23 protein-coding genes are annotated in these 23,534 nt (G+C 73.9%); 14 read left to right on the forward strand and 9 right to left on the reverse strand.

Features of this window, described 5'->3' with window-relative positions:
• The first annotated feature begins 14 nt into the window (after positions 1-14).
• Complete coding sequence (locus IO39_RS18865; protein WP_043624551.1) at positions 15-911, forward strand: MurR/RpiR family transcriptional regulator; 897 nt, start codon at positions 15-17, stop codon at positions 909-911.
• Here IO39_RS18865 and IO39_RS58925 read toward each other — a convergent pair.
• The 3 genes from IO39_RS58925 to IO39_RS18880 all read right to left on the reverse strand — a co-directional run bounded on the left by IO39_RS58925 (position 874) and on the right by IO39_RS18880 (position 6,563).
• Complete coding sequence (locus IO39_RS58925; RefSeq protein WP_043624553.1) at positions 874-2,784, reverse strand: N-acetylmuramoyl-L-alanine amidase; 1,911 nt, start codon at positions 2,782-2,784, stop codon at positions 874-876. The two genes, IO39_RS18865 and IO39_RS58925, sit on opposite strands and share 38 nt — an antisense overlap.
• Before the next feature lie 132 nt (positions 2,785-2,916).
• The gene (locus tag IO39_RS18875; RefSeq protein ID WP_043624556.1) at positions 2,917-4,689 is read right to left on the reverse strand and encodes an ABC transporter ATP-binding protein; all 1,773 of its coding nucleotides are present in this window, start codon (positions 4,687-4,689) and stop codon (positions 2,917-2,919) included.
• Positions 4,686-6,563, reverse strand: coding sequence for an ABC transporter transmembrane domain-containing protein (locus IO39_RS18880; protein ID WP_084773075.1), 1,878 nt, complete (start codon positions 6,561-6,563; stop codon positions 4,686-4,688). Before IO39_RS18880 ends, IO39_RS18875 begins: the two co-directional genes overlap by 4 nt.
• Before the next feature lie 79 nt (positions 6,564-6,642).
• Here IO39_RS18880 and IO39_RS50760 point away from each other — a divergent pair, with 79 nt between their 5' ends.
• Positions 6,643-7,422, forward strand: coding sequence for a class I SAM-dependent methyltransferase (locus IO39_RS50760; protein ID WP_052423063.1), 780 nt, complete (start codon positions 6,643-6,645; stop codon positions 7,420-7,422).
• On the opposite strand, the gene IO39_RS18890 is transcribed toward IO39_RS50760, so the two are convergent.
• On the reverse strand, positions 7,406-8,383 hold the full coding sequence (locus IO39_RS18890) for a zinc-binding dehydrogenase (protein ID WP_043624559.1): 978 nt from the start codon (positions 8,381-8,383) through the stop codon (positions 7,406-7,408). The two genes, IO39_RS50760 and IO39_RS18890, sit on opposite strands and share 17 nt — an antisense overlap.
• Positions 8,384-8,631: 248 nt before the next feature.
• Positions 8,632-9,249, reverse strand: a complete 618-nt coding sequence (locus IO39_RS18895) for a DinB family protein (protein WP_043624562.1) — start codon at positions 9,247-9,249, stop codon at positions 8,632-8,634.
• A gap of 181 nt (positions 9,250-9,430) precedes the next feature.
• On the opposite strand from IO39_RS18895, the gene IO39_RS18900 reads away from it, so the two are divergent.
• Positions 9,431-10,387 carry a helix-turn-helix transcriptional regulator gene (locus IO39_RS18900; RefSeq protein WP_043624564.1) on the forward strand — a complete coding sequence of 319 codons (957 nt, stop codon included), beginning with the start codon at positions 9,431-9,433 and terminating at the stop codon, positions 10,385-10,387.
• A gap of 45 nt (positions 10,388-10,432) precedes the next feature.
• Here the strand turns inward: IO39_RS18900 and IO39_RS18905 are convergent, their stop codons facing one another.
• Positions 10,433-11,362: a zinc-binding dehydrogenase gene (locus IO39_RS18905; protein ID WP_043624566.1), complete on the reverse strand. Its 930-nt coding sequence runs from the start codon at positions 11,360-11,362 to the stop codon at positions 10,433-10,435.
• 99 nt (positions 11,363-11,461) lie between these two features.
• Here IO39_RS18905 and IO39_RS18910 point away from each other — a divergent pair, with 99 nt between their 5' ends.
• A complete protein-coding gene (locus tag IO39_RS18910) occupies positions 11,462-12,118 on the forward strand; it encodes a TetR/AcrR family transcriptional regulator (protein WP_043624569.1) in 657 nt (218 codons plus the stop codon).
• Positions 12,119-12,191: 73 nt separating this feature from the next.
• Here the strand turns inward: IO39_RS18910 and IO39_RS18915 are convergent, their stop codons facing one another.
• Both IO39_RS18915 and IO39_RS50765 read right to left on the reverse strand, forming a co-directional pair.
• Positions 12,192-13,334, reverse strand: coding sequence for a helix-turn-helix domain-containing protein (locus IO39_RS18915; RefSeq protein ID WP_043624676.1), 1,143 nt, complete (start codon positions 13,332-13,334; stop codon positions 12,192-12,194).
• The gene (locus tag IO39_RS50765) at positions 13,327-14,085 is read right to left on the reverse strand and encodes a hypothetical protein (protein ID WP_052423064.1); all 759 of its coding nucleotides are present in this window, start codon (positions 14,083-14,085) and stop codon (positions 13,327-13,329) included. The genes IO39_RS18915 and IO39_RS50765 overlap by 8 nt, the downstream gene beginning before the upstream one ends.
• A 381-nt stretch (positions 14,086-14,466) precedes the next feature.
• On the opposite strand from IO39_RS50765, the gene IO39_RS18925 reads away from it, so the two are divergent.
• The 3 genes from IO39_RS18925 to IO39_RS18935 all read left to right on the forward strand — a co-directional run bounded on the left by IO39_RS18925 (position 14,467) and on the right by IO39_RS18935 (position 16,329).
• Complete coding sequence (locus IO39_RS18925; RefSeq protein WP_043624572.1) at positions 14,467-15,189, forward strand: HNH endonuclease family protein; 723 nt, start codon at positions 14,467-14,469, stop codon at positions 15,187-15,189.
• The gene (locus IO39_RS18930) at positions 15,190-15,462 is read left to right on the forward strand and encodes a hypothetical protein (RefSeq protein WP_043624575.1); all 273 of its coding nucleotides are present in this window, start codon (positions 15,190-15,192) and stop codon (positions 15,460-15,462) included.
• A 171-nt stretch (positions 15,463-15,633) separates the two neighbouring features.
• Complete coding sequence (locus tag IO39_RS18935) at positions 15,634-16,329, forward strand: rhodanese-like domain-containing protein (RefSeq protein WP_043624580.1); 696 nt, start codon at positions 15,634-15,636, stop codon at positions 16,327-16,329.
• Between the two features lie 128 nt (positions 16,330-16,457).
• Here IO39_RS18935 and IO39_RS18940 read toward each other — a convergent pair whose 3' ends face one another.
• Positions 16,458-16,742: a hypothetical protein gene (locus tag IO39_RS18940; protein ID WP_052423065.1), complete on the reverse strand. Its 285-nt coding sequence runs from the start codon at positions 16,740-16,742 to the stop codon at positions 16,458-16,460.
• 335 nt (positions 16,743-17,077) lie between these two features.
• Here IO39_RS18940 and IO39_RS18945 point away from each other — a divergent pair, with 335 nt between their 5' ends.
• The 7 genes from IO39_RS18945 to IO39_RS18975 all read left to right on the forward strand — a co-directional run bounded on the left by IO39_RS18945 (position 17,078) and on the right by IO39_RS18975 (position 23,285).
• Positions 17,078-17,578 carry an endonuclease gene (locus tag IO39_RS18945; protein WP_342671426.1) on the forward strand — a complete coding sequence of 167 codons (501 nt, stop codon included), beginning with the start codon at positions 17,078-17,080 and terminating at the stop codon, positions 17,576-17,578.
• A gap of 27 nt (positions 17,579-17,605) precedes the next feature.
• Positions 17,606-18,379: an enoyl-CoA hydratase/isomerase family protein gene (locus tag IO39_RS18950; RefSeq protein WP_043624583.1), complete on the forward strand. Its 774-nt coding sequence runs from the start codon at positions 17,606-17,608 to the stop codon at positions 18,377-18,379.
• Between the two features lie 231 nt (positions 18,380-18,610).
• On the forward strand, positions 18,611-19,024 hold the full coding sequence (locus tag IO39_RS18955; protein WP_043624586.1) for a hypothetical protein: 414 nt from the start codon (positions 18,611-18,613) through the stop codon (positions 19,022-19,024).
• Complete coding sequence (locus IO39_RS54525; protein WP_043624589.1) at positions 19,015-20,226, forward strand: DUF6395 domain-containing protein; 1,212 nt, start codon at positions 19,015-19,017, stop codon at positions 20,224-20,226. The genes IO39_RS18955 and IO39_RS54525 overlap by 10 nt, the downstream gene beginning before the upstream one ends.
• Positions 20,211-21,065, forward strand: coding sequence for a M55 family metallopeptidase (locus tag IO39_RS18965; protein ID WP_245642054.1), 855 nt, complete (start codon positions 20,211-20,213; stop codon positions 21,063-21,065). The genes IO39_RS54525 and IO39_RS18965 overlap by 16 nt, the downstream gene beginning before the upstream one ends.
• A complete protein-coding gene (locus IO39_RS18970; protein WP_211267069.1) occupies positions 21,058-22,710 on the forward strand; it encodes a flavin monoamine oxidase family protein in 1,653 nt (550 codons plus the stop codon). The genes IO39_RS18965 and IO39_RS18970 overlap by 8 nt, the downstream gene beginning before the upstream one ends.
• A gap of 62 nt (positions 22,711-22,772) precedes the next feature.
• Positions 22,773-23,285, forward strand: coding sequence for a YbaK/EbsC family protein (locus IO39_RS18975; RefSeq protein ID WP_043624593.1), 513 nt, complete (start codon positions 22,773-22,775; stop codon positions 23,283-23,285).
• Positions 23,286-23,534 lie beyond the last annotated feature (249 nt).

Genomic DNA, 23,534 nt, shown 5'->3' on the forward strand with positions numbered 1-23,534 from the left:
GCATAATCGGGACCGTGGACGACAGCGGGAACGGCCTGCGGGCCGACACTCTGGTGGCCACGGTCCGCGGTGTGCTGCCGTCCCTGACGCCTGCCGCCCAGACCGTCGCGCGCCTCATTCTCGAGGACCCTGCGACGGTGGCCAGGAGCACCATCACGGAGCTCTCCGCCGCCTCCGGCACCAGCGAGGCGACGATCGTACGCACCGCCAGGCTGCTCGGCTTCGCCGGATATCCGCAGCTCAGGCTGGCCCTGGCGGCGGCGGCCGCGCAGCCCGACCGGCTGGTGCCCGGCGACCTGGCCCCCGACGACCCGCTGTCGGTGGTCATCCACAAGGTCGCCCGGGCCGAGGCGGAGGCGATCAACGACACCGTCGCCCAGCTCACCTCCGAGCGGCTGGGCCTGGTGGTGGAGGCGATCGTCGGGGCCAGGCGGATCGACGCCTACGGGGTGGGCGCCTCCGGCCTGGTGGCCGAGGACGTCGCGCAGAAGCTGCTGCGCATCGGCCTGTCCAGCCACGCCTTCCAGGACGCCCACCTGGCGCTGACCAGCGCGGTGCTGTTAAGGACGGGCGACGTCGCCATCGGCATCAGCACCTCGGGCGAGACCCCCGACGTGATCGAGCCGCTGACCCGGGCCAAGGAGGCCGGGGCCACCACGGTCGCGATCACCAACAACCCGCGCTCGTCGATCGCGGAGCTGGCCGAGCACGTGCTGATCTCCGCCGGGCGCGAGACGGAGTTCCGCCCCGGCGCCCTGGCCAGCCGCATCAGCCAGCTCCTCGTGGTCGACTGCGTGTTCGTCGGCGTCGCCCAGCGCACCTACGACTCCTCCCAGGAGGCGCTGGCGAGCACCAGGCGCGCCGTCAACGAGTTCACCCGGAGAACATCACCCGCACGTCGTCAGCCTTGACGAACATCACGCGGTGCCCGAACTGGATCTCGTAGTACTTCGTCTTGCCCCGCACGACCCTGTGGTCGGCCAGGTCGAAGGTGACCGCCCGGTAGTACTCCGTGGCGGCCGGGCCCGCCAGCGTGTACTTCTCGCCCGCCGAGAACGTGTACTGCAGGGGCGTCACCGCCTGGTACGGGATCCCCTCCGGGTACGCCTCCTGCTCCGGGTACGCCCGGCCGTACACCGGGACGGTGGCCTTGCCCGGCTTCGGCGTGACGAGCAGGCCCATCGACGGCACCGCGGTCGGCGCGGCGGCCGGGTTGTGGAACCACGCCTTCTGCCCCAGGTACCAGATGGCCGTCCAGTCGCCCTGGCGGTCGGCCACGGCGAAGCGCTGGCCGGTGGAGGCGCGGGCGCTGTGGTCGTACACGCTGTAGAGGGACTCGCCGGTGGGGTGCTTGCCGATGTCCTTGACCAGCGGCGCGTCGTCGCGCGGCTCGGTGCGCAGCCAGACCGTGCCGGCGGGCAGCGGCGGGCAGGCGGCCGACGGGTTCTTGCGGTCGCACCCGTAGAAGTACGGCTTGTTCGTGGCGAAGTCGGGCCGGATCATCACCGAGCCCGCCCGGGGCCCGCCGAACGGGTGCAGCGGCGCCCCCATCAGCCGGAAGTAGTGCGCCCAGTCCCAGAACGGGCCCGGGTCCTCGTGCATGCCGCGCACGGTGGTCGGCAGGGTGCCCGGCACGTTGTCGTGGCCCAGGATGTGGGCGCGGTCCAGCGGCACGCCGTGCTTGAGCGCCAGGTAGCGGACCAGGCGGGCGCTCGACCGGTACATCGCCTCGGTGTACCAGGTGCCGCCCTCGGCCAGGAAGCCCTCGTGTTCGAGCCCGATGGACTTGGCGTTGACGTACCAGTTGCCGGCCTGCCAGCCGACGTCCTTGGTCTTGATGTGCTGGGCGATGTGGCCGTCGGAGGAGCGGATGGAGTAGTGCCAGCTCGCGCCGTAGTTCGGGTCCTGGTTGAGGCGGATGGAGGGCAGGAAATATCCCTCCATGTCGTGGATGATGATGTAGTCGACCTTCTGGCTGACCGGGCGGTTCGCCAGGTCGTAGTGCCCGTAGTCGTCGCCGGGCAGCTCCTGGTAGGCCGCCGGGATCCACTCGCAGGAGATGGAGGCGGGGCACTCCACGCCGTCGGGCCTGGTGTGCCGCAGGCGCAGCCGCTCCAGCCACTTCTCGATCCTCGTCAGGCCCGGCACGGCGGGCAGCCGGACCCGCTCGCCGTCGTCGGTGGTCCGCTCGGCGCCCTGCTCGATGACCGAGAAGACCTCGTCGGCGAAGAACTTCGCCGCCCCCGACTCCTCGGCCCCCGAGTACCGGGCGACCGCGCCGTACCACTGGCCGGGGTCGTCGCTGAGCGGCGCGCCGAGCGCCTTCTGGTAGTCGGCCAGCAGCGCCGCGCCGCCGCGGATGTTGGCCGCGTCGTCGGCGCGCAGCCGCTCGTGGCTCTCGCCGGTGAGCGCGGCGGCCCGCTCCATCGTCCGCAGCGAGGCGGGGATCTCCGCGGGCGGGGGCTCGGCGGGGGCGGGCAGCGGCCGCGACTCGTCGCCGCGGGCGTCCTCCGCGCCCTCGTGATGGTGGTTGGCCGAGGTGTACGCGGCCGCGTCGGTCAGGTGCATGGGCCCGAACCCGGCGTCGCTGGACGGCTGGCCGGCGTGGGCGTCCCAGCGGGACGACAGGTAGGAGACGCCCAGCAGCACGCTCTCCGGCACCTGGAACTCCTCGGCCGCCGCGGCGAAGGCCCGCTGGCGGTCGGTGGGCTCCTGGGCGTGCGCGGCGGTGACGTAGCTTAAGGGCAGCAGGGCGACCAGGGAGATCGCCAGTAGTCTGCGCATGGACCACTCCTCGGGACTGGGGGTGCGTGGTGCCAGCACAGCGTCTCAACATTTTCCTTCGCAGGCGAGATCTTTACGAAGATAAATTTCAGTCTTGACGCCTCCGAAGGGGATGCCGTCATCGCGTGAGCCTCACCGGCCGCCGTGCCAGGAGCGCCACAGCTCCGCGTACGCGCCGCCCGCCGCGACCAGCTCCTCGTGCGTGCCCAGCTCCGTGACCCGCCCGTCCCGCATCACCGCCACCCGGTCCGCGTCGTGGGCCGTCTGGAGGCGGTGCGCGATGGCGATGACCGTGCGACCCTTGAGCACGGCCGCCAGGGCGCGCTCGGTGTGCCGGGCCGTGCCGGGGTCGAGCAGGGCGGTGGCCTCGTCGAGGATCAGCGTGTGCGGGTCGGCCAGCACCACGCGGGCCAGGGCGAGCTGCTGGGCCTGCGCGCCGTCCGGCCGGTGGCCCCCGTGGCCGAGGTCGGTGTCCAGGCCGTCGGGCAGGTCGGCGACCCAGTCGGCGCCCACCGCGGCCAGGGCCGCCCGCAGGTCCGTGTCCGTGGCGGAGGGGGCGGCGATGCGCAGGTTGTCCCGTACGGTGCCGAGGAACACGTGGTGCTCCTGGGTGACCAGGACGACCCGCTCGCGGAGCTGGGCCGGGTCCAGGTCGGCCACCGGCACCCCGCCCACCGTGACGGAGCCGGCGCGCGGGGCGTCCATGCCGGCCAGGAGCCTGCCCAGCGTGGTCTTGCCCGCCCCGGAGGGGCCGACCACGGCCAGCCGCTCGCCGGGACGCACCCGCAGGTCCACGCCGTGCAGCACGGCGGGCCCGCCGTCGTAGGCGAAGCGCACGCCGCTGACCTCGATCCGGTCGTCGGCCGGCACGGGGGAGGCGCCGGCGGAGCCGTTCTCCGGGGCCAGGGCCAGGCCCTCCACCCGGGCGAAGGAGGCGGTGCCGGCCTGCACGCGCTCCAGCTCCTCCAGGATGGTGTTCATCGGCTCGACGAGCTGGCGCAGGTACAGGGCCGCGGCGACGACCGTGCCGAGCGTCATGGCCGCCGGGTCGCGCACCATCAGCGCGCCGCCCGCCAGCAGGACGGCGACCACCGGGACGACGTAGGAGACGTCCACGATCGGGAAGAGCACGGTGCGCAGGAACAACGTGCCCAGACGGGTGCGGCGGCACTCCTCGATCGCGTCCCGGCAGCGCTCCAGGCGGCGGTCTTCGAGCCGGAGCGCCTCCACCGTGCGCGCCCCCGAGGTGGTGGCGGCCAGCTCCTCGGCCAGCGCCGAGTTGGCGGCCCCCTCCGCCAGGTACGCCGTGACGGCCCGGCGCAGGTACCACCGGGAGGCGAACCAGATGCCCGCCAGCCCGAGCACCCCGCACGCGCCCAGCAGCGGGTCGAGCACGAAGACGGCGCCCAGGATGAACAGGGCCCGGACGGCGGCGATGGCCACGTTCGGGCCCGAGTCGCGCAGGGTGACCCCGACGTTCGCGACGTCGGTGGTGCCCCTGGTGGTCAGGTCGCCCGTGCCCGCGCGCTCGACGGCCGAGGCGGGCAGGGCCAGGGCGCGCTCGGTGAACTGCTCCCGGATGCGGGCCAGCGTGCGCTCGCCGAAGCGGTGGCCGACGTAACCGGCGTACCGGGACAGCAGGAGCTGGGCGGCGGCGCAGACGAGGATGGCCAGGGCCAGCCGGTCCACGGTGGCGACGCCGGCGCCGGCCTTGACCGCGTCGATGATGCGGCCCAGCAGCCACGGCGCGGCCAGGCCCGCGCCCGCCGCCAGGGCGTTGAGCGCCAGCAGGCCGGCGAAGGCGCGGCGGTCCAGCCGGATCAGGCGCAGCGCCGCGCGCCGCGTCCTGGCCGGCTCGGCGACGGGCAGGTGCCGGCCGGGGTCCTGACCGGCACGGGCCGTCATCGGCCGTCCCCGCGCGCCGGGCCGTGTCCGGGCGCTGTGGTGTCCGGGCGGGGCGGGTCGTCGTTCCCGCGCGCCGGGCCGTGTCCGGCCGTCGTGGCGCTCGGGCGGGGCGGGTCGTCGTTCCCGCGCGCCGGGCCGTGTCCGGCCGTCGTGGCGCTCGGGCGGGGCGGGTCGTCGTCTCCGTTCTCGCCCCGGGAGACGAGCCGCCGGTAGCCGGGGGCGTCGCGGAGCAGGTCGTGGTGCTCGCCGGTCGCCGCCACCGTGCCGTCGACCAGGTAGTACACGGTGTCGGCCCGGTCCAGGACGAGCGGGGAGATGGTGGCGACGGCCGTCGTCCGGCCGGCCCGCGCGGCGCGCAGCCGCGCGGCCACGGCCGCCTCCGTGTGGGCGTCGAGGGCGGAGGTGGGTTCGGCCGCCAGCAGGACCTCCGGGTCGGCCAGCAGGGCGCGGGCCAGGCGTACCCGCTGCCGCTGGCCGCCCGACAGGTTGCGCCCCTGGGCGGAGACGTGCGAGTCCAGCCCGTGGGGCAGCGCCTGGACGATGTCGTCCGCCATCGCCGCGTGCACGGTCCGGGCGACGGCCGCGTCGTCCGGGTCCGCACGGCCCGCGAGGACCTCGCGCAGCGTGCCGGCGAACAGGTCGGCCTCGTTGTCGGCGACCAGGACGCGCTCGCGCACGCGCGCCGGGTCGATGTCGGCGAGCGGCACCCCGCCCCAGGTCGCCGCCGGCTCGGCGAGCCCGCCCAGCCGGTCGAGCACCGCCGCCGCCTCCGCCGGGCGGGCGCTGACCAGCGCGGTCAGCCTCCCCGGCGCCAGCTCGACGCCCGAGAGCGGGTCGCGCAAGGGGGCCGGTCCGGGTGGGGCGTCCCGGCCGCCCTCGGCCCGGTCGGGCCGCAGGGTCAGGAAGCGCACGGTCCTGCGGGCGGCGACCAGGCCCCGGCCGATGTCGTACGAGCCTTCGACGAAGAACGAGACGGGCACCACCAGCATGGCGGCGTAGCCGTACACCGCGACCAGCTCCCCGACCGAGATCTCCCCCTGCGCGGCCATCCGGGCCGCCAGCCACGTCACCGCGCCCAGGAACACCGTGGGCAGGCCGACGCCGAGGGCGTGGATCCAGCTCGTCACGGCCCCGACCCGGTAGCCCTGCTCCCGCAGCTCCTGCGAGCCGCGCCGGTAACGCTCGGCGTAGACGTCCTTGCCGCCGATGCCGTTCAGCACCCGCAGGCCGCCCGCCAGGTCCACGAAGCGCGCGGCCAGCTCGCCCTGGCGGATCCGGTAGCCCGTCTCCGCGCCGCGCAGCCGGGTCAGCAGCGGGCCGAGCAGCACCACCAGCAGCGGCACGCCCAGCAGCACCACGGCCGCCAGCAGCGGCGAGACGGCCAGCAGCAGCCCGGCCACGACGACGTAGGACAGCACCGCCCCGACGCCGGGCCCGGTGACGGTCAGCGTGGCGGCCATCACGGCCGCGTCGCCGAACCCGATCGTGACCACCTCGCCGGTCGTCGCCCGGCGCGGCAGCGCCGCGCCCAGGCGGGTCGCCTGGAGCGCCACCACCTGCACGGTCCGGAACATGGCGTCCATGCGCACCTTCGTCATCGTGCGGTGGCGCATGATGGCCAGCCACGCGGTCAGCACCCCGGCGCCGAACAGCGCGGCGGCCCAGCCGGCCAGCACGGGCCAGCGCCCCGTGGCCAGCCCGTCGTCGATGGCGCGGGACAGGAGGTACGGCGGCAGCGTCAGCCCCACCATCCAGGCGGTGCCCAGGAGCGCGCCCAGCGAGACGCGGCCGCCCTGCCGGGTCACCAGCCACCAGAGGTACCGGAAGGCGCTGCGGCAGTCGGGGGTTCCAGGATCCATGATCCGGTGCGGCATGGATGTCACATTAGTGAGGCACAAGTCCGGTTTGCCCGGGGGGATGGACCGCAGCGGGAACCCGTGTGACGCTCGAACCGTGTCCGACTACTACCGTGACCTCGCCACCGACTACCACTGGATCTTCCCGGACGAGATCGTCACCGCCCCCGGCATGATCGGCGGCACCAGCCAGGAGAGCATGGAGTTCATCCAGTCCGTCGTGGCCGGCCTGCCGCCGGGCGCCGCCGTGCTCGACTGCGCGTGCGGGATCGGCACGGACGCGATGGCGCTGGCCCACGCCGGCTTCCGGGTGACCGCCACGGACGGCAGCCCGGAGATGGCGGCCGAGGCCCGGCGCCGGCTGCCGCCCGAAGTCGAGGTGGGCGTCGCCAGGTGGGAGGAGCTGCCCGAAACCGTGGCGGGGCCGTACGAGCTGGTCATGTGCGTCGGCAACTCGCTGGCGCACGCCGGCTCGCGCAAGGCCATGGTGGCCGCGCTGTCGGGGATGCGGCGGGTGCTCGCGCCCACCGGCACGCTGATCGTCGACTCCCGCAACTGGGAGCTGCTCTACCGCGAACGCCCGCGCGTCGTCTGCGCCGACCGGGTGCGCGAGCGCGACGGCCTGCGCTCCACCTGCGTGTACGTCTGGACCATCCCCGACCGCCTGACCGAGCCGTGCCTGGCGGAGGTGCTGTTCCTGCTGGAGCATCCGGACGGCCGCCTCGAACACCGCCGCTACCCCATCGACTTCCGGCCCTTCACGCCCGCCGAGCTGGAGTCGCGGCTGGCCGAGGCCGGCCTGGCGGTCACCGGCTCCTCCTACCACCCCGACCGGCAACGCTACGCTTTCGCCTGCCGTTCTACGGGACGAGGATGACCTTGCCCGTGGTGCGGCGCGACTCCAGGGCGGCGTGCGCCCGTGCCGCCTCGGCGAGGGGGAAGGTCTGCACGGCCGGCACGAGCGTGCCCTCGGCCGCCGCCGCCAGCGCCCTGACCTCGTAGCGGGGCGTGTCCTCCGGCCGGCCGAGCAGCAGGAGCAGGGCGTTGGTCACGGTCAGGTCCCGGGCCTTCAGCTCCTCCGGGTCAGGGGTGAACGACTGCTTGGAGGCGGTGCCGATGGTGACGTACCGGCCGCCGTCCGCCAGGAGGCCGAACGCGGCCCGCGCCTTGTCGCCGCCCACCCCGTCGAGCAGGGCCGTCACCTTGCGGCCGCCGAGCCACTGGGCGACCTCCCGCTCCCAGGAGGGCCGGTCGTAGTCGACGGCCAGGTCCGCGCCCAGCTCGCGGACGGCCGCCGCCTTCTCCTCGCCGCCCGCCGCGCCGATGACGGTGGCGCCGAGGTGGCGCGCGTACTGGACGACGAGCCGGCCGATGCCGCCCGCCGCCGAGGTCACCAGGACGACGTCGGAGGAGGTCAGCGCGGCCACGTCGAGGAACTGCAGCGCGGTGGTGCCCGTGACGATCATGACGACGGCCGTCTCGTGACCCAGCCCGGCCGGCAGCCGGTGCAGGCTGGTCACGTCGGCCACCGCCAGTTCCGCGTACCCGCCGGGCCGGCCCGCCGACGTGACCACGTCGCGCCCGATCCAGGCGGGGTCCACGCCGGGGCCGACGGCGTCCACCCGGCCCGCCACCTCGCCCCCGAAGATCGCCGGCAGCTCGGGCGGCGGCGGTGCCAGCTCGATGGACAGGCCGGCCCGCATGATCGTCTCGATCAGGTGCACGCCCGCCGCCCTGACGGCGATGCGCACCTGGCCGGGGCCGGGCTCGGGGTCGGGGACGGTCTCGTAACGGAGGTTCTCGGCGGGACCGAAGGCGTGCAGGACGACGGCGTGCATGGTGGTTCTCCCCGTAGGTCGTGTGCGGGTTCGCCCTACGAGCGTGCAACCTCGACTCGACTTGAGGTCAAGCGGCGGGTCCTTGAGGAGGCCGGATCGCCGGCTTCAGGCCGGGCGGCCCGCTGGAGATCTGCGGCTCGCCTGAGGTCTGGTGGCTCATCTGAGGCCGGGTGGCTCGCCTGAGGTCCGGTGGCTCACGTGAGGTCCGGCGGCTCGCCTGAGGGCGAGCCGCCGGGTTGCTCGGCCGGTCAGCCCATGCTCTTGGCGCCGTCCAGGGACTCCCTGATGATGTCGGCGTGCCCCGCGTGCTGCGCGGTCTCGGAGATGATGTGCAGCAGCACCCGGCGGGCCGACCAGCGGGCGCCCGGCTCGAACCACGGAGCCTCGGGCAGCGGGTGGGAGGCGTCCAGGTCGGGCAGCGCGGCCACCAGCTCGTCGGTGCGCCGGGCCGCCTCCGCGTAGGCATCCAGCACCCCGGCCAGCGTCTCGTCCGGCAGCAGCCGGAAGTCGGCCTCCCACTCGGCCCAGTCGGCCTCGGTCATCTCGCTGAAGTCGCGCCTCACCTGGGGGCCGTGCAGGATGAAGTCGCACCAGCCCTCCTCGGCCTTGGTGACGTGCTTGATCAGGCCGCCCAGGCACAGCTCGCTGACCGTGGTGCGCTGCCTGGCCTGCTCGTCGGTGAGGTCGCGGGTGGTGAGCCGCAGGAACTCGCGGACGTGGGCCAGCTCGGCCAGCAGATCGGCCCGCTCCCCGGTGACGGCGGGCGCCCCAGCGGCGGGAACCCCGGCAGGAGAGGTGCCGGCGGCGGTCCGGCCGGTGGTGGGGGCCTCGGCGGTGTCGGGGGTGGTCGCGTCGCTGACGATCATGGGCGTGCCCTCCAGGGAATCCGTGGCTTTGGTGGCGTTCGCGCTGCGCGTGGTTCTCGGTGTTCGTGCTGCGGGTGGTTCTTGGTGTTCGTGCTGTACGCGGCCTCGCGCTGCCGGACAAGACCACTCTCTCTGCCATTCCGGTCACTTTTTGACCGGAAGTGCCAGGAGAATCAGAAACATGGCGAACACCAGCACCCGGACGCTCAGGCTGCTGTCCCTCCTGCAGAGCCACCGCTACTGGCAGGGCACGGAGCTGGCCGAGCGGCTGGGAGTCTCCGAGCGCACCCTGCGCCGCGACGTCGACCGGCTGCGCGAGCTGGGCTATCCCGTGCAGGCGCAGCGCGGCAAGGCCGGCGGCTACCAGCTCGCCGCGGGCGCGGCGCTGCCGCCGCTGGTGATCGACGACGAGGAGGCGGTCGCCCTGGCCGTGGGCCTGCAGACGACCGCGCAGGGCGCGATGGTGGAGGGCATCGCGGAGGCCTCCGTACGCGTGCTGGCCAAGGTGGTGCAGGTCATGCCGGCCCGGCTGCGGCGGCGGATCGACGCCCTGCACGCGATGACCGTGCCCGCCGGGTGGGGCGGCGCGGACGCGGCGGGCATCGATCCCGGCGTGCTCACCACGATCGCGCTGGCCTGCCGTGACAACGAGCGGCTCGGCTTCTCCTACACCGCCGCCGACGGCCGGCGCACCGAGCGGGAGGCCGAGCCGCACTGGCTGGTCCGCCTCGGCCGCAGGTGGTATCTCGTCGCCTACGACCTCACCCGCCAGGACTGGCGCAGCTTCCGGGTGGACCGGGTGTCCGCGCCGGTCGGCACGGGGTTCCGGTTCCGGCCCCGCGACCTGCCCGCCGCCGACGCCGCCGAGTACGTCCGGGCGGGGCTGGTGGGGCTGCCGCATCCGTACCGGGTGGAGGCCCTGGTGGAGGCGCCGGCCCAGGACGTACGCGACCGCGTCGGCCGGTGGTGCACGGTCGAGGAGGCCGGGGCCGGGCGCAGCCGGGTCCACATGACGGTGGACACCCTGGACTGGGCGGCCATGGTGCTGGGCGTGGCCGGCGCCGACTTCCACGTCATCGGCCCGCCCGAACTCCGCGACCAGCTCCACACCTGGGGCGCCCGCTTCACCAGAGCCTGACCCCGGAGGAAGGACACGCCCCGAAGCGCGGAATGCGTCGCCGGCTCAGGCGAAGTCGAGGACGGCCTTGCCGTGCAGGCGGCCCTCCACCAGGGCGGCGACGGCCTCGTCGGCCTGCTTCCACTCCCCGCGCCACGAGATGCCGGGGTCGAGCTCGCCGGCGGCGACGCGGGCCGCCAGCCAGGTCAGGTCGGGGACGAGGTCCACCCCGTCCAGCAGGTAGAAGGTCACCAGGGAACGGTCGTGCCGGCCGGCGTCGCCGAAGAGGTCGCCGAACGGGAAGGTCTCCCCCTCGCCCGTGCCGTGCCCGACGGAGACCAGGGTGCCGTGCGGGGCCAGCTTGGCGAAGGCGGCCACGAGCTGGCCGCCGCCCACGTTGTCCACCACCCCGTCCACCGGGTCGGCGGCCTGCTCCGGATGGGCGATCACCTCGTGGGCGCCCAGCGCGCGCAGCGCGTCGCCGTGCCGGGCGGGGTCGCCGGTGGAGGCGACGACGTGGGCGCCGCCGAGGCGGGCGAGCTGCACGGCGTACCGGCCCACGCCCCCGGTGGCCCCCGTCACGAGGATGCGCCTGCCCAGCACGGGGCCGATCCTGCGCAGGGCGCGCAGCGCGCTGGCGCCGGCCACCGGGACCGTGCTGATCGCGCCCGGGTCGGCCCCGGCCGGCACGACGCCGAGCAGCCCGGTGTCGACGGCGCGCAGCTCGCCCCAGGCGCCGTCGAGGCCGAGGGTGACCACGGGCGTGCCGGCGGCCGGGCCGGAGCCGTCGGCGGCGGCGCGCTCGACCACGCCGGCGGCGTCCCAGCCCAGCACGGCGCCGTCCGGGGCGCTCGCGATGCCGTGCTTGACCTCGCCGAAGTTGAGCGAGGTGGCGCTCACTCTGACGAGGGCCTGGTGCGGCTCGGGCACGGGCGGGGCGGTCTCGCCGGCGCGCAGGCCGGAGGCGGTCGTGTGGTCGATGAGCAGGGCTCGCATGGATCGGATGCCTTTCGGTCGGGATGTGTGCCCCCATTTATGCCACTGAGTGGCATAAGCGTGCAAGTGGCGTTAGCCGCTCCGGCTACACTTGCGTTCATGACCACCGCACCTCCGCTGCGCGAACGCAAGAAGCAGCGCACCCGCCAGGCGCTGATCGACGCCGCCCTGAGGCTGTTCGGCGACCGGGGCTTCGGCGGGGTGACGCTCGACGAGCTGTGCGAGGAGGTGGAGGTGTCCAAGCGCACGTTCTTCCGCTACTTCGAGGGCAAGGAGGACGTCGCGATGGCGCCGCTGCACGACATGTGGCGGGCCTTCCTCGTCGAGCTGGAGACGATCCCCGCCGACGGGCGGCCGCTGCTGGAGCTGATGGAGACCGCGCTGCTCACGGCGCTGGACCGGGTGGCGGACGACGCGTGGGCGGGGCGCGCCCTGCTGAGCTACCGCCTGTCCGAGAGCACCTCCTCGATGAACGCCCACAACCTGCACTTCTGCGAGAGCACCATGTGCTCGCTGATCGAGGTGCTGCACCGCAGGCTCGACCTGCCCGACGACGCCCGGCCCCGGCTCCTGGGCGACATGCTGGTCGCCGCCTGGCGGCACGCCGTGGGCGGCTGGGCCGCGGCGGCGGGTGACCGGCCGGCCGTGCCGGAGCCGGCCGTGCCGGAGCCGGCCGTGCCGGAGCTGGCTGCCCGCTTCCGCGACACGGTGGCCGCCCTGCCGGGCAGTCTCACCCTGACGGCCGACCCCCGCTGATCACCTCACGCCGGCCGGCCGGCCGCTCACGTCACGGCGGAACCGGCCGGGAACCCGCCTGGGCCGGGGCTGGTCAGGGGACGAGTTTCAGCGACGGCCGCCGGTCGGGCAGGCCGATCAGCTCGCGTACGCGGGCGATGGGCCAGGCCAGCTCCTGGGCCAGCGTGGCCGCGCTGAGCCCGCTCTCCCGGCCCGCCAGCTCGAAGGCGTGGGCCAGCAGCACGGGCTGCTCGCCCGGATAGCCGGAGACGGGCTCGTTGGTGAAGCCCGGCTGGTCGCGCAGCGCGGCCAGGCGCTGGTAGGCGCGCCCGGCGGCGGAGTCGGACAGCAGCCCGGTCTCCCTGCACCGGTAGAGCAGCGAGTCGACCGACACCCCCCACGTCTGCCGCAGCTCGGCCAGCCTGCGCAGGTCGGCGCGGAGCGGGAGGTGGGGCAGGATGCTGTCGCGCGGCGTGAGGAACTCGGCGGCGAACGCGTCGGCCTCGCGCTCCTGCTGGGTGTCGCCCGCCGCGGTGTCGCCGTGCAGCACGAGGTGGCCCAGCTCGTGGGCGGCGGTGAAGCGGTGACGGTAGATGTCGTCGAACCTGTTGGGCGTCAGCACCACGATCGGCCGCGGCAGGCTGGAGGTGGAGAAGGCGTCGACGGTGACCGCGTCGGGGTCGTGGCGCGGGAAGGCCACGACGATGCCGTGGGACTCCATGCGGCGCACGAGATGGCTGATCGGGCCGGTGCCGAGGCCCCAGTGGGCGCGCAGCGCGCGGGCCGCGCCGACGGGGTCGCGCGGCAGCGCGGAGTGCATCTCGCCGCCCGCGAAGCCGGGCAGGTCGACGACGGGGAGCTGGACGCGCTTCTCCAGGGCGTAGGTCAGCTCCCACACCTGCTCGACGAAGGCCACGGCCTTGGCCCGCTGGTAGGCGCGGGTGGAGCGCAGGCTGCGGAAATGGGCCATGGAGCCGTCGAGCTTGCCGTGCGGCCGGCCGGGCAGGAAGAACGCCATCGGCACCGACAGCACCTCGGCCAGGCGCGGGATCAGGTCGGCCCGGGGGCGGGTGACGCCGGACTCGTATTGCCCGACCGCGGCGGGGGAGACGCCGAGGTGCTCGGCGACCTCCTTCTTGGTGAGCGCGGCCAGGTGACGGGCCTGGGTGAGGCGGGTGGCGTCGAACGCGTCGGCGACGGACTGGGGGGACGGCCCGCCGGGCTTGCTCTCACGCACCGCTGGCGGCTTCTGGCCTGATCGGGGTCGGCTCGCTGACCGGCGCGGCCAGGCGCGCGGCGCCCGTGCGCGGGTTGAGCTCGGGCGCGGGCAGCACGCCCTGGTCGAAGGCGACCTCGGCGTCGTCGCGCCCGGCGGGCGCGGCCGCCTCCTGGACCAGCGGGATCTCCTCGCAGTGGTGCCAGCGCAGGCTGCCGGTGCGGTCGAGCAGCTCGGCCTCGCCCCACCAGGCGTCGAGCAGCCCGGCGTGGGCGTTGCAGGCATAGGCGATCAGCACCAGCCGGGTGTCCTCCGGCAGGTCGCCCAGCGCCTCGGCGACGGGCGCCGCGTGCGGCGCGACGTCGTGCAGCGCGAGCTGCCGCATGCGCGGCTCGGGCCCGAACCGGTTGAACAGTGCCTGCACCAGCGACGACGGCCGCCCGTCGCCGATGCGCGCGCTCATCACGCTGACCGAGCGGTCCTTGGCGTAGCGGAACGGGAACAGCAGCTTGCCGTCGAGCACCACCAGCTCGTGCTGGGAGCCGCCGGGCTTGACGACGCGCACGTCGCCCATGTCCTCGAACGCCTCGGCCAGCGCCTCGAACTTGCGCGACATGAGCGTGAACCCGAACGGGTGCAGGTGATCGGTCTGCGCCACCTTCTGCGCGTCGAGGGCATTGCTCAGCGCCACCGACAGCGCCTCGGCCACGCCCTGCCTGATCAGGGGGACGCGCTGCCCGAACGTGTCGTGGGCCCACTGGGACATCCGCATGCCCGACCTCCCGCCGCTTTACTTTCCAACATCATAGACCCGCTCCGGCTTCAGGTTGCCCATGCGACACACCCGCCTCTTGTCCGGCCCGGCCTCCTGTACGACAATGCCCGGCCCCGGCCCCGCCGCCCACCCGGACGCCCACACCGGGCATCCATGCCCGCGGCCCGCCGCGCACGCAGGCCCCCGCTCCGCCGCACCTCCAGGCTCCGGCACCGCCGCTCGCGTGAGCCGCGCCGGACACCTGTCTGAGCCGGACCAGGAGCGCGTGCGCGGAGCGTGACGGGGGGCGGTAAAGGCGGGTCCATCTTCCGGGTCGAAGAGGGCAAGCCGCGCGGGAGGCTGATCACTCAGAGTGATCGCCGCTGTTAGTCGTGGGCCATGTTTTCACGATCATGGCCCTCCCGCGCGGCGCTCACCGCGGCCGCGACCCTCCTGGCCCTGGCTCCGGCCGCCGGCGCGGGCGCCGCGCCTCCTGCCGTCCCTCCCGTCCCTGTCGTCACCGCCGCGTCTCCCGCCGTCACCGCCGCCCCCGCCGGCCTCCCGCCCACCCTGTCCGCCCCGGCGGCCTCCCTGCGACTCCGGCAGCTCGACGTCGCCGAGCCCCGCTCGATGGCCGGCTACAGCCGCGCCCGCTTCCCGCACTGGACCCGGCTGGGCCACGGCTGCGACACCCGCGAGATCGTGCTGGCCCGCGACGGCGTGGACGTCAAGCAGGACGAGGACTGCCGCGCCATCTCCGGCACCTGGCACAGCGAGTATGACGGCAAGGAGTTCACCGACGCCTCCGCCCTGGACATCGACCACATGGTGCCGCTGGCCCAGGCGTGGCGCTCCGGCGCGAACGAGTGGAGCGACGCCCTGCGCAGGCAGTTCGCCAACGACCTGGACGGGCCGCAGCTCATCGCGGTCTCGGCCGCCTCGAACAGGTCGAAGGGCGACCAGTCCCCGGACCAGTGGAAGCCGCCGCTGCGCAGCTACTGGTGCACGTACAGCCGGGCCTGGATCGACGTCAAGTCCCGCTACGACCTCACCGTCACCGAGATCGAGCGGGACGCCCTGGCCGAGATGGTGGCGACCTGCTACGGGCAGGAGAACGGCTGAATGAGCGGGCAGACCCGCGAGAGCGACGTCGTCGCCGGTCCCGGCGGGGTGATGACCGAGGAGGTCGGCGTCATCACCGGTGAGGTGACCGTGCGGACGGAGACGTCCGGCGGCCGGGTCACGGTGCGCATCCAGTATTTGGACGCCGACGAGTGGTACGAGGTCGAGGGCAGCCCCCTGCGCGACCCCGGCCCGCACCTGCACCAGGAGATCGTCCAGGCCGTCATGCGCGGCCTGCCCGAGGGCCTGGCGGGCTTCGACCAGGCCCGCTGAGGAGCCCGTCAGGCGCGGTCTGCCGCGAGCCTGGCAGGTTTCCACCAGATCCGCTGACGGAGCCCGTCAGGCCCGGCGGCCCGGCGGGTCTCGACCCGGCCGACGACCCCCGCCTTGAGACGATCAAGGCGGGGTGCGGGCGAGGGCCGCCATCCCGGGTACGACCAGGTCATGACGCACATCATCGACCGCGAAGCCGTGCAGGACCTGATCGCCACCCAGGAAGCCCAGCTCGTCGAGGTGCTGCCGGAGCGCGAATACTCCTGGGCGCACCTGCCCAAGGCCGTCAACGTGCCGCTGGCCCGCATCGACGACGGCACGCTGGACGGCTCGCTGGACAAGGAGCGGCCGGTCATCGTCTACTGCCACGACTGGCTGTGCGACCTGAGCCCGCGCGCCGCGCACCGGCTCCGGCGGCTGGGCCACCCGCGCGTGTACGACTACGGGGTCGGCAAGATGGACTGGCTCTCGGCCGACCTGCCCTACGACGGCCACGCCGCGCTGGTGTCGAAGAACCTGCGCAGAGACCCGGTGATCGCCACACTGGACGACCCGCTGGGCCCGCTCACCGAGCGCATCGTCGCCGACCCGGCCGGGATGGCGGTCGTGGTGGACGAGGACGACGTCGTGCAGGGCGTCATCGGCTCGCGCGAACTCAAGGGCGCCGACCTCGACGGCACCGCCGAGAGCGCCATGCGGGTCGGCGCCACCACCGTGCGGCCGAGCGAGGAGGTCGAGGCGCTGGTCCGGCGCATGGACCGGGCGAAGGTGGACCACGTCGTGGTCACCCAGGCGGACGGGAGCCTGGTGGGCCTGTTCGGCCTCGGCGACGCCCGCCCGCCCGAGAACGACTCCGACCAGGGCTGAGACCCCGGCCAGGCTCGGACCCGCCGGTCGAGACGGGCCCGCCGGTCAAGACGAGTCCCCGGTCGAGACGGGTCCGCCGGCCGAGACGGATCGGTCCCCGGTCGAGACGGGGCCGGTGGCCGGGGCGCTCAGGTCCGGCGGTCGAGGCGGAACGTGGGCTGCCCGGGCGTGCCGGGCTGAGCGTCCAGGGCCTTGTCGTCGAGGATCGGCACCGCGTCCTCCGAGACGAACACGCGTACGTCCTCCTTCTCCACGACCTGGTCGCCGGCGTGCGGCGTGCTCGCCAGCGAGACCTCCAGAGTCCCCGCCTCGTCGGCCTTCGGGGAGATGCGCAGCCCCGCGTCGGCGGGCACGTCCTCGCCGACCATGAGATCGCGGATGGCGACGACGGCGTTGTCGGTCAGTGTCAGCACGGCCTTGCTCCTTGTCACATCGGGAAGGCGTTTGGACCTCCGCCTAACCCACGTCCACCGGCCCAAACACCGCCCCGAACACCGCCCCGGACACCGCCCCGAGCACCGGCCCCGAACCCGGCCGGGCGCGCCCCGGCCCGCATGCCCGAACGGGCGGGGGGTAGGCGCAGCGGCATGGGGAAGACCGACGCAGCCGTGCTGGACGCCCTGCTCGACCGCTACGGCCGCACGTACGCCGCCGAGGCCGGCATCAAGCTGGCGGACCGGCCCAACCTCTCTACCAGCTCCTCGTCCTGGCCACCCTGCTCAGCGCCCGCATCTCGGCGGAGGTCGCGGTGGCCGCCGCCAGGGAGCTGTTCGCCGCCGGGTACGCCACCCCGCGGGCCATGCGCGCGGCGACCTGGCAGGACCGGGTGGACGCGCTGGGCCGCGGCCACTACCGCCGCTACGACGAGCGCACCGCCACCATGCTCGGCGACGGCGCCGCCCTCGCCATCGACCGCTGGAAGGGCGACCTGCGCCGCCTGCGCGACGAGGCCGAGGGGGACGCGCGGCGGATCGTGGCCCTGCTGACGGAGTTCCCCGGCATCGGCCCGACGGGCGCCGACATCTTCCTGCGCGAGGTCCAGGCCGTCTGGCCGCAGGTCGCGCCGCACCTGGACGAGAGGGTGCTCGACGGCGCGGGCAGGCTCGGGCTGCCGCGCCAGACCCGGCGGCTGGCGGAGCTGGCGCACTCGGGCGACGAGCTGGCCCGCCTGTCGGCGGCCCTGGTACGCGTCTCGCGCAGCAAGAAGTCCGCGGACGCGGTCAAGTCCGCCGCGGCACACCGGTCATGATCGGGGAGGGGCTGTTAGGTTCGGCTCATGGGTGAGTTTGTGAGCGTCGAGGTGGCCGACCAGATCGCCACGATCCGTCTTGACCGTCCGAAGATGAACGCCCTCAGCGGCCAGGTCCAGCAGGAGCTCGCCGAGGCGGCCGCGATCGTGGACGCCGACCCGCAGGTGCAGGCGGTGATCATCTACGGCGGGGAGCGGGTGTTCGCCGCGGGCGTGGACATCAAGGAGATGGCCGACATGTCCTACGCCGACATGGCGGCCCATTCCGGCGCCCTCCAGGCCTGCTTCACGGCGGTGGCGCGGATCGGCAAGCCGGTCATCGCGGCCATCACCGGCTACGCCCTGGGCGGCGGCTGCGAGCTGGCGCTCTGCGCCGACTTCAGGGTGGCGGGCGAGTCGGCCAAGGTCGGCCAGCCGGAGATCCTGCTCGGCCTCATCCCCGGCGCGGGCGGCACCCAGCGGCTGCCCCGCCTGATCGGCCCGGCGCGCGCCAAGGACCTCATCTTCACCGGCCGCCACGTCCCCGCCGCCGAGGCCCTGGCGATGGGCCTGGTGGACCGGGTGGTGCCGGACGAGCAGGTCTACACGGCCGCGCTCGAATGGGCGGCCACGTTCGTGGGCGGCCCGGCGATCGCGCTGCGCGCCGCCAAGCAGGCCGTGGACCAGGGCCTGGAGACCGACCTCGACACCGGGCTGGAGATCGAGCGCCTGCAGTTCTCCGGGATGTTCGCCACCGAGGACGCCAAGATCGGCATGCGCGCGTTCACGGAGAAGGCCAAGCCCAAGTTCACCGGCCGCTGACCGCCGCCGGCCACGAAGCCGGGCCCTCCGCTGACCGCCGCCGGCCACGAAGGCCGGGCCCTGCGCTGACCGGCGTCGGGTGCGAGGGTCGGGCCCTGCGCTGACCGGTCCCGGTCACCCGCGCCGCCAGGACGCGCCACGAGCCGCGCCCCCGCCGGGCATAACGAGAAGTCAACGCATTGCGTAAGGTTCGTCCTTACCGATGTTGGTTTACTACTATCGTGGCTTTTCATGATGCGCGTCCTGGTCCCTGCCCGGCTCAGAAAGGCCGTACGCACGTGGTTCGACTCCCGATACATCTCGGTGGCTGATCACCGCCAGGACATCAGGGACGCGCTCTGGGAGGTGCAGACCCTGAGGCGCGAGGTGGCCACCCTCCAGGGCGAGGTGGAGCGGCTGCGCGCCGACCGCAGGGCCGCGGGCGCGAAGGCGGCCGACGTGACGCTCAAGGCCAAGGTCGACACGCTCAAGGTCCGGGCCGACGACGCCCACCGGCTGGCCCAGGAGACGGCCAGGGCCCTGGACGGGGTGCTGCAGAACGAGATCCTCGTCTGGCAGGCCATCGACGAGCTGCGCGCGGCGCGCACCGGCCCGCGCGACGCCGGCGAGCCGGACCGTCCACAGGAGCAGCGGCCGTGCGCGTGACGTGGACGGCGGGGGCCCACCTGAGCTTCCGCCTCGACCCCGAGGACGAGATCACCGGCCAGGCGTCCGACGAATACCCGATCAAGCTGGCCATCAACTCCTGCTCCATCGGCGGCGTCCCCGGCGACGCCCACCCCGACCTGTACGCCGTGGCCGCCTGGACGATCGTGGCCCCGTGGACCAGGCGGCGGATCACGTACGACCGGGCCATCTCCGCGGAGCTGGCGCAGGCCCTGCACGACGGCTGGGGCGTCGAGGCCGGCCCGGTCGGCGCGGAGCCGCGCAGGCCGGGGGCCAGGCTGGCGATCTCCTACAGCGGCGGCGCCGACTCGGCGGCCGCGGCCACGATCTTCCCGGAGGCCCCGTTCGTGCACTTCCGCCGGGTCGCCCACCCGCGCGTGCCGAACCGCTGGCCCCACTACCGCTCCGACGTGCTGGCCCGGCTGGCCGCCCAAACCGGCCGCGAGCTGAGCACCGTCACCTCCGACCTGGAGTACACCCTCGCCGAGCCCCGCCCCGGCTACCCCGAGCACCACGCGGTGGCGGCCGGCGCCCTGCTGCTGGCCGACCGGCTCGACCTCGGCGGCCTGGGCTTCGGCTACGAGCTGGGCTCGCGCTGGCTGGGCGGCGGGCGCTACCTGTGGCGCTTCACCCCCGACAACCCCATGTGGGCGCCGCACGGCAGGTGGGGCCGCCTGTTCGCGACCGCCGGCGTGCACATCGTGCTGCCCGTGGGCGGCGTGAGCGAGGCCGTGACCATGCGCCTGGCGCTGAGCTCCCCGCTCAGGGAGCAGGTCCGCTGGTGCCTGCGCGGCGCCGACGGGCCGTGCCGCGAGTGCGGCAAGTGCCTGTACAAGGAGCTGATCCAGGCCGCCGTGGAGCGCCGCCCGCTGGACACGCCGATCACCGCCGACCGCCCCGTGGCCCGCAAGTACCTCAAGAAGCCGCCGTACGGGGGCCAGGAGATGATCCAGTACGGCCTCGCGCGCGTCCCCGGGATCGAGAGCACGCTGTTCGCCCCGGCGCTCGACTACTTCGACGTCACGGAGGAGTCGACGAGCTGGCTGGACCACTGCTACCCGCCGGCCCTCGACGAGATCCCGGAGCGGTGGCGGGCGGAGGCGGCGGCGTTCGTCGAGGCGAACGTGGGCCTGATGACCGAGCCGGAGGTGCGCAAGGTGGAGACGTGGGGGACGGCGTGAAGGTCTACCTGTCGGTGGACATGGAGGGCGTGACGGGGCTGACCGACCCCGAGGAGATGCACGCCGGCAAGCGCGGCTACGAACGCGGCTGCGAGCTGATGACCGCCGACGCGAACGCCGCCATCGAGGGCGCCTTCGCGGCCGGGGCGCGCGGCGTGCTGGTCAACGACGCGCACGGCTCCACCAAGAACCTCCGCATCGACCTGCTCGACCCCCGGGCGAGCCTGATCAGGGGGCCGGGCAAGGCGCAGCGGATGGCCCACGGGCTGGACGGCTCGTTCGGGGCGGCGTGCTTCGTGGGCTACCACGCCCGCGCCGGGGTGCCGCACGGGGTGCTCAACCACACGTGGATGGGCAAGGAGATCCAGAACGTCTACCTCAACGGCGAGGTGTGCGGCGAGACCCGGCTCGTCGCGGCGTGCGCCGGGTTCCACGGCGTGCCGGTGGTGCTGGTCACCGGGGACGAGGCCGTGGGGGAGGAGGCCCGCGAGCTGCTCGGGGACGTCGAGACGGTGGCCGTGAAGAAGGGCATCGACAAGTTCTCGGCCGAGCTGCTGCCGCCGGTCGTCGCCCAGGCCCGCATCCGTGAGGCGACGGCGCGCGCGCTGAGCCGGTTGAACGACTTCACACCTTACGTGGTGGAGGCGCCGTACACGCTCGGGGTGGAGTGGAACTCGACCGCCATCGCCGCCGCCGTGTCGCTGGTGCCGGGGGTCAAGGCGGCCGGGCCGCGCCACACGGAGTTCACCACCGGCGACTTCGCCCAGATCATGGCCCTGTTCGGCCTCTTCGCCACCATCGGCGGCCAGGTCGCCTGCGGCAGCGGCCCCTATGGCTGACAGCGCCGAGGGCGCCGGGCCGGCCCCGGCCCCCGAAGCTGAGAGTGCCGAGGGCGCCGGGCCGGCGGCGGCCCCCAAGGCCGGGAGCCCCAAGGGCGCCGGATCGGCGCTGACCCGGCGCGGGCTGCTGATCGGGATCGGCGCGGCCGGCGGCGCGGGCGCCATGTACGCCGCCATGGGCGCGCTCGGCCTGGCCCCCTCCGACCAGGACAAGCAGTTCACCGCTCCGCGCCGGGGCGACTTCACCCTGCGCGGCAAGGGCTCGGCCAAGGTGGTGATCCTCGGCGCGGGCGTGGCCGGGCTGACGGCCGCGTACGAGCTGGGCAAGGCCGGCTACGACTGCACGCTGCTCGAAGCCCGGCAGCAGGCCGGCGGCAGGAACCTCACGCTGCGCGGCGGCGACCGCCTGACCGAGCTGAACGGCCCGGCCCAGGACGTGCGGTTCGGCCAGGGCGTCTACTTCAACGCCGGCCCCGGCCGCATCGCCCCCTGGATGGTCGCCCTCGACTACTGCCGCGAGCTGGGCATCCCCATCGAGACGTTCGTCAACAACAACGCCGCCGCGTACGTGCACACCAACGGCCGGACCGTCCGGGCCCGCACGGCCCGCGCGGACATGTACGGCTACGTCGCCGAGCTGCTGGCCAAGGCCACCGACCTGGGCGCACTCGACAAGGTGATCACCGGGGAGGACCGGGACCGGCTGCTGGAGTTCCTCAGGAGGTTCGGCGACCTGGGCCCGAAGCTGGAGTACGAGGGCTCCGAGCGGCGCGGCTTCACCCGGTACCCGGCGCTCGACGGCGGCGCGGCGCTCCCCGCCCCCGGCACCCTCCACCAGGTCCTGGCCGCCGGCACCGGCCGGGCTATCACCAACGACTTCGGCTACGAGCAGGCCACCCCCATGTTCCAGCCGGTCGGCGGCATGGACGCCATCGTCACCAAGCTCCAGGAGGCCGTCGGCGCGGACCGGATCAGGACCGGCGCCAAGGTCACGAAGATCACGAACCTGGCCGACGGCGTCGAGGTCGCCTACACCGGCGGCGTCGTCAAGGCCGACTACTGCATCGCCACCCTCCCGCCGCACCTCCTCGCCCGGATCCCGCACAACCTCGGCGCCCAGGTGACCGCCGCGCTCGCCACGCCCGTCCCGGTCGCCGCCGGCAAGATCGGCCTGGAGTACGGCACCCGCTGGTGGGAGCTGGAGGACCGCATCTACGGCGGCGTCACCGAGACCGACCTGGACATCACCCACATCTGGTACCCGTCGCACGACTACCACGCCGAGCGCGGCCTGCTCGTCGGCTACTACAACACCGGCAGCGCCGCCGAGCTGTACGGCGCGCTCACCCCCGAGGACCGGCGGCACAGGGCGCTCACCCAGGGCAAGAAGATCCACGGCGAGAAGTACCGCCGCGACCTCCTGTCCAGCGCCTCCATCGCCTGGGAGCGCCAGGAGCACATCCAGGGGGCCTGGGTGCGCTGGCCCTCCTTTGATTCGTCCTTCACTCTTCTGCAACGCCCTGCCGGAAGGGTCTACTTCGCGGGCGACTGGCTCACCCATCTGATCGCTTGGCAGGCGGGGGCCATGGAGTCCGCCCGAGGCGCCGTCACCGGGCTGCACCAGCGCGTGCTGCAGTCCCCGTGACGTCACCCGCTGCTCCCCGTGACCGGAATAGGCTCACGGGAGAAGCGACCAAGGAGTGAAAGATGACGTTGTTGTGGGTGCCCGCGACCGACCGTACCGACCTGCTGGCCGACCCGGTGGCACGGGCCGTGCCGGGCGTGACGGGCGCCGAGGTGGCCGAGATCGATCCTGATCTGGCCGACACGGCGGCGTTCTGCGAGAAGTACGGCGTGACGCTCGAAGAGTCGGCCAACTGCGTCGTCGTGGCGGCCAAGCGCGGCGGCGAGACGCGTTACGCCGCGTGCATGGTGCTCGCGACGATGCGCGTCGACGTCAACGGCGTGGTGCGCAAGCACCTCGACGCCCGCAAGGCCAGCTTCGCCCCGATGGCGGAGGCGGTCGAGCTGACCGGCATGGAATACGGCGGCATCACGCCCCTCGGCCTGCCCGAGGAGTGGCCGATCCTGGTGGACACGCACGTCGCCGAGCACCCGAGGGTGGTGATCGGCAGCGGCGTGCGCCGGTCGAAGCTGGCCGTCGCCGGCGCCGCGCTGGCCGGGCTGAAGCGGGCAGAGGTGCTCTCCCTGGCCGGCTGAGGAAAAACCGAGGCCGATTCGAGACCGTTGGATGGGAAACCGGATGGGCCGTGCTGGACGTTGTACGAGTGGGAATGTGGCCTCATGGTTCATCTCGTGGGCGGGGATTAAGCCGGTATGGTGCTTCATGCCATGAACGATGACCGACTAGGCCCTTACCGGCTGCTCAGGCGGCTCGGTGAAGGCGGGATGGGCGTTGTCCACCTGGCTGTCGACCCTCAGGGGCGGCAGGTGGCGGTCAAGGTCCTG

It is taken from the genome of Nonomuraea candida (assembly GCF_000725485.1).
GTDB lineage: Bacteria > Actinomycetota > Actinomycetes > Streptosporangiales > Streptosporangiaceae > Nonomuraea > Nonomuraea candida.

Bases quoted from the DNA above. Each gene is read 5' to 3' on its own strand.
- IO39_RS18895 (WP_043624562.1), bottom strand. From the start codon at position 9,249: ATGATCGTCAGCGACGCGACCACCCCCGACACCGCCGAGGCCCCCACC.
- IO39_RS18875 (WP_043624556.1), bottom strand. From the start codon at position 4,689: ATGACGGCCCGTGCCGGTCAGGACCCCGGCCGGCACCTGCCCGTCGCC.
- IO39_RS18910 (WP_043624569.1), top strand. From the start codon at position 11,462: ATGACCACCGCACCTCCGCTGCGCGAACGCAAGAAGCAGCGCACCCGC.
- IO39_RS58925 (WP_043624553.1), bottom strand. From the start codon at position 2,784: ATGCGCAGACTACTGGCGATCTCCCTGGTCGCCCTGCTGCCCTTAAGC.
- IO39_RS18935 (WP_043624580.1), top strand. From the start codon at position 15,634: ATGACGCACATCATCGACCGCGAAGCCGTGCAGGACCTGATCGCCACC.
- IO39_RS18900 (WP_043624564.1), top strand. From the start codon at position 9,431: ATGGCGAACACCAGCACCCGGACGCTCAGGCTGCTGTCCCTCCTGCAG.
- IO39_RS50765 (WP_052423064.1), bottom strand. From the start codon at position 14,085: ATGCGGATGTCCCAGTGGGCCCACGACACGTTCGGGCAGCGCGTCCCC.
- IO39_RS18930 (WP_043624575.1), top strand. From the start codon at position 15,190: ATGAGCGGGCAGACCCGCGAGAGCGACGTCGTCGCCGGTCCCGGCGGG.
- IO39_RS18880 (WP_084773075.1), bottom strand. From the start codon at position 6,563: ATGCCGCACCGGATCATGGATCCTGGAACCCCCGACTGCCGCAGCGCC.
- IO39_RS18975 (WP_043624593.1), top strand. From the start codon at position 22,773: ATGACGTTGTTGTGGGTGCCCGCGACCGACCGTACCGACCTGCTGGCC.
- IO39_RS18925 (WP_043624572.1), top strand. From the start codon at position 14,467: ATGTTTTCACGATCATGGCCCTCCCGCGCGGCGCTCACCGCGGCCGCG.
- IO39_RS18970 (WP_211267069.1), top strand. From the start codon at position 21,058: ATGGCTGACAGCGCCGAGGGCGCCGGGCCGGCCCCGGCCCCCGAAGCT.
- IO39_RS18905 (WP_043624566.1), bottom strand. From the start codon at position 11,362: ATGCGAGCCCTGCTCATCGACCACACGACCGCCTCCGGCCTGCGCGCC.
- IO39_RS18890 (WP_043624559.1), bottom strand. From the start codon at position 8,383: ATGCACGCCGTCGTCCTGCACGCCTTCGGTCCCGCCGAGAACCTCCGT.
- IO39_RS18955 (WP_043624586.1), top strand. From the start codon at position 18,611: ATGATGCGCGTCCTGGTCCCTGCCCGGCTCAGAAAGGCCGTACGCACG.
- IO39_RS18950 (WP_043624583.1), top strand. From the start codon at position 17,606: ATGGGTGAGTTTGTGAGCGTCGAGGTGGCCGACCAGATCGCCACGATC.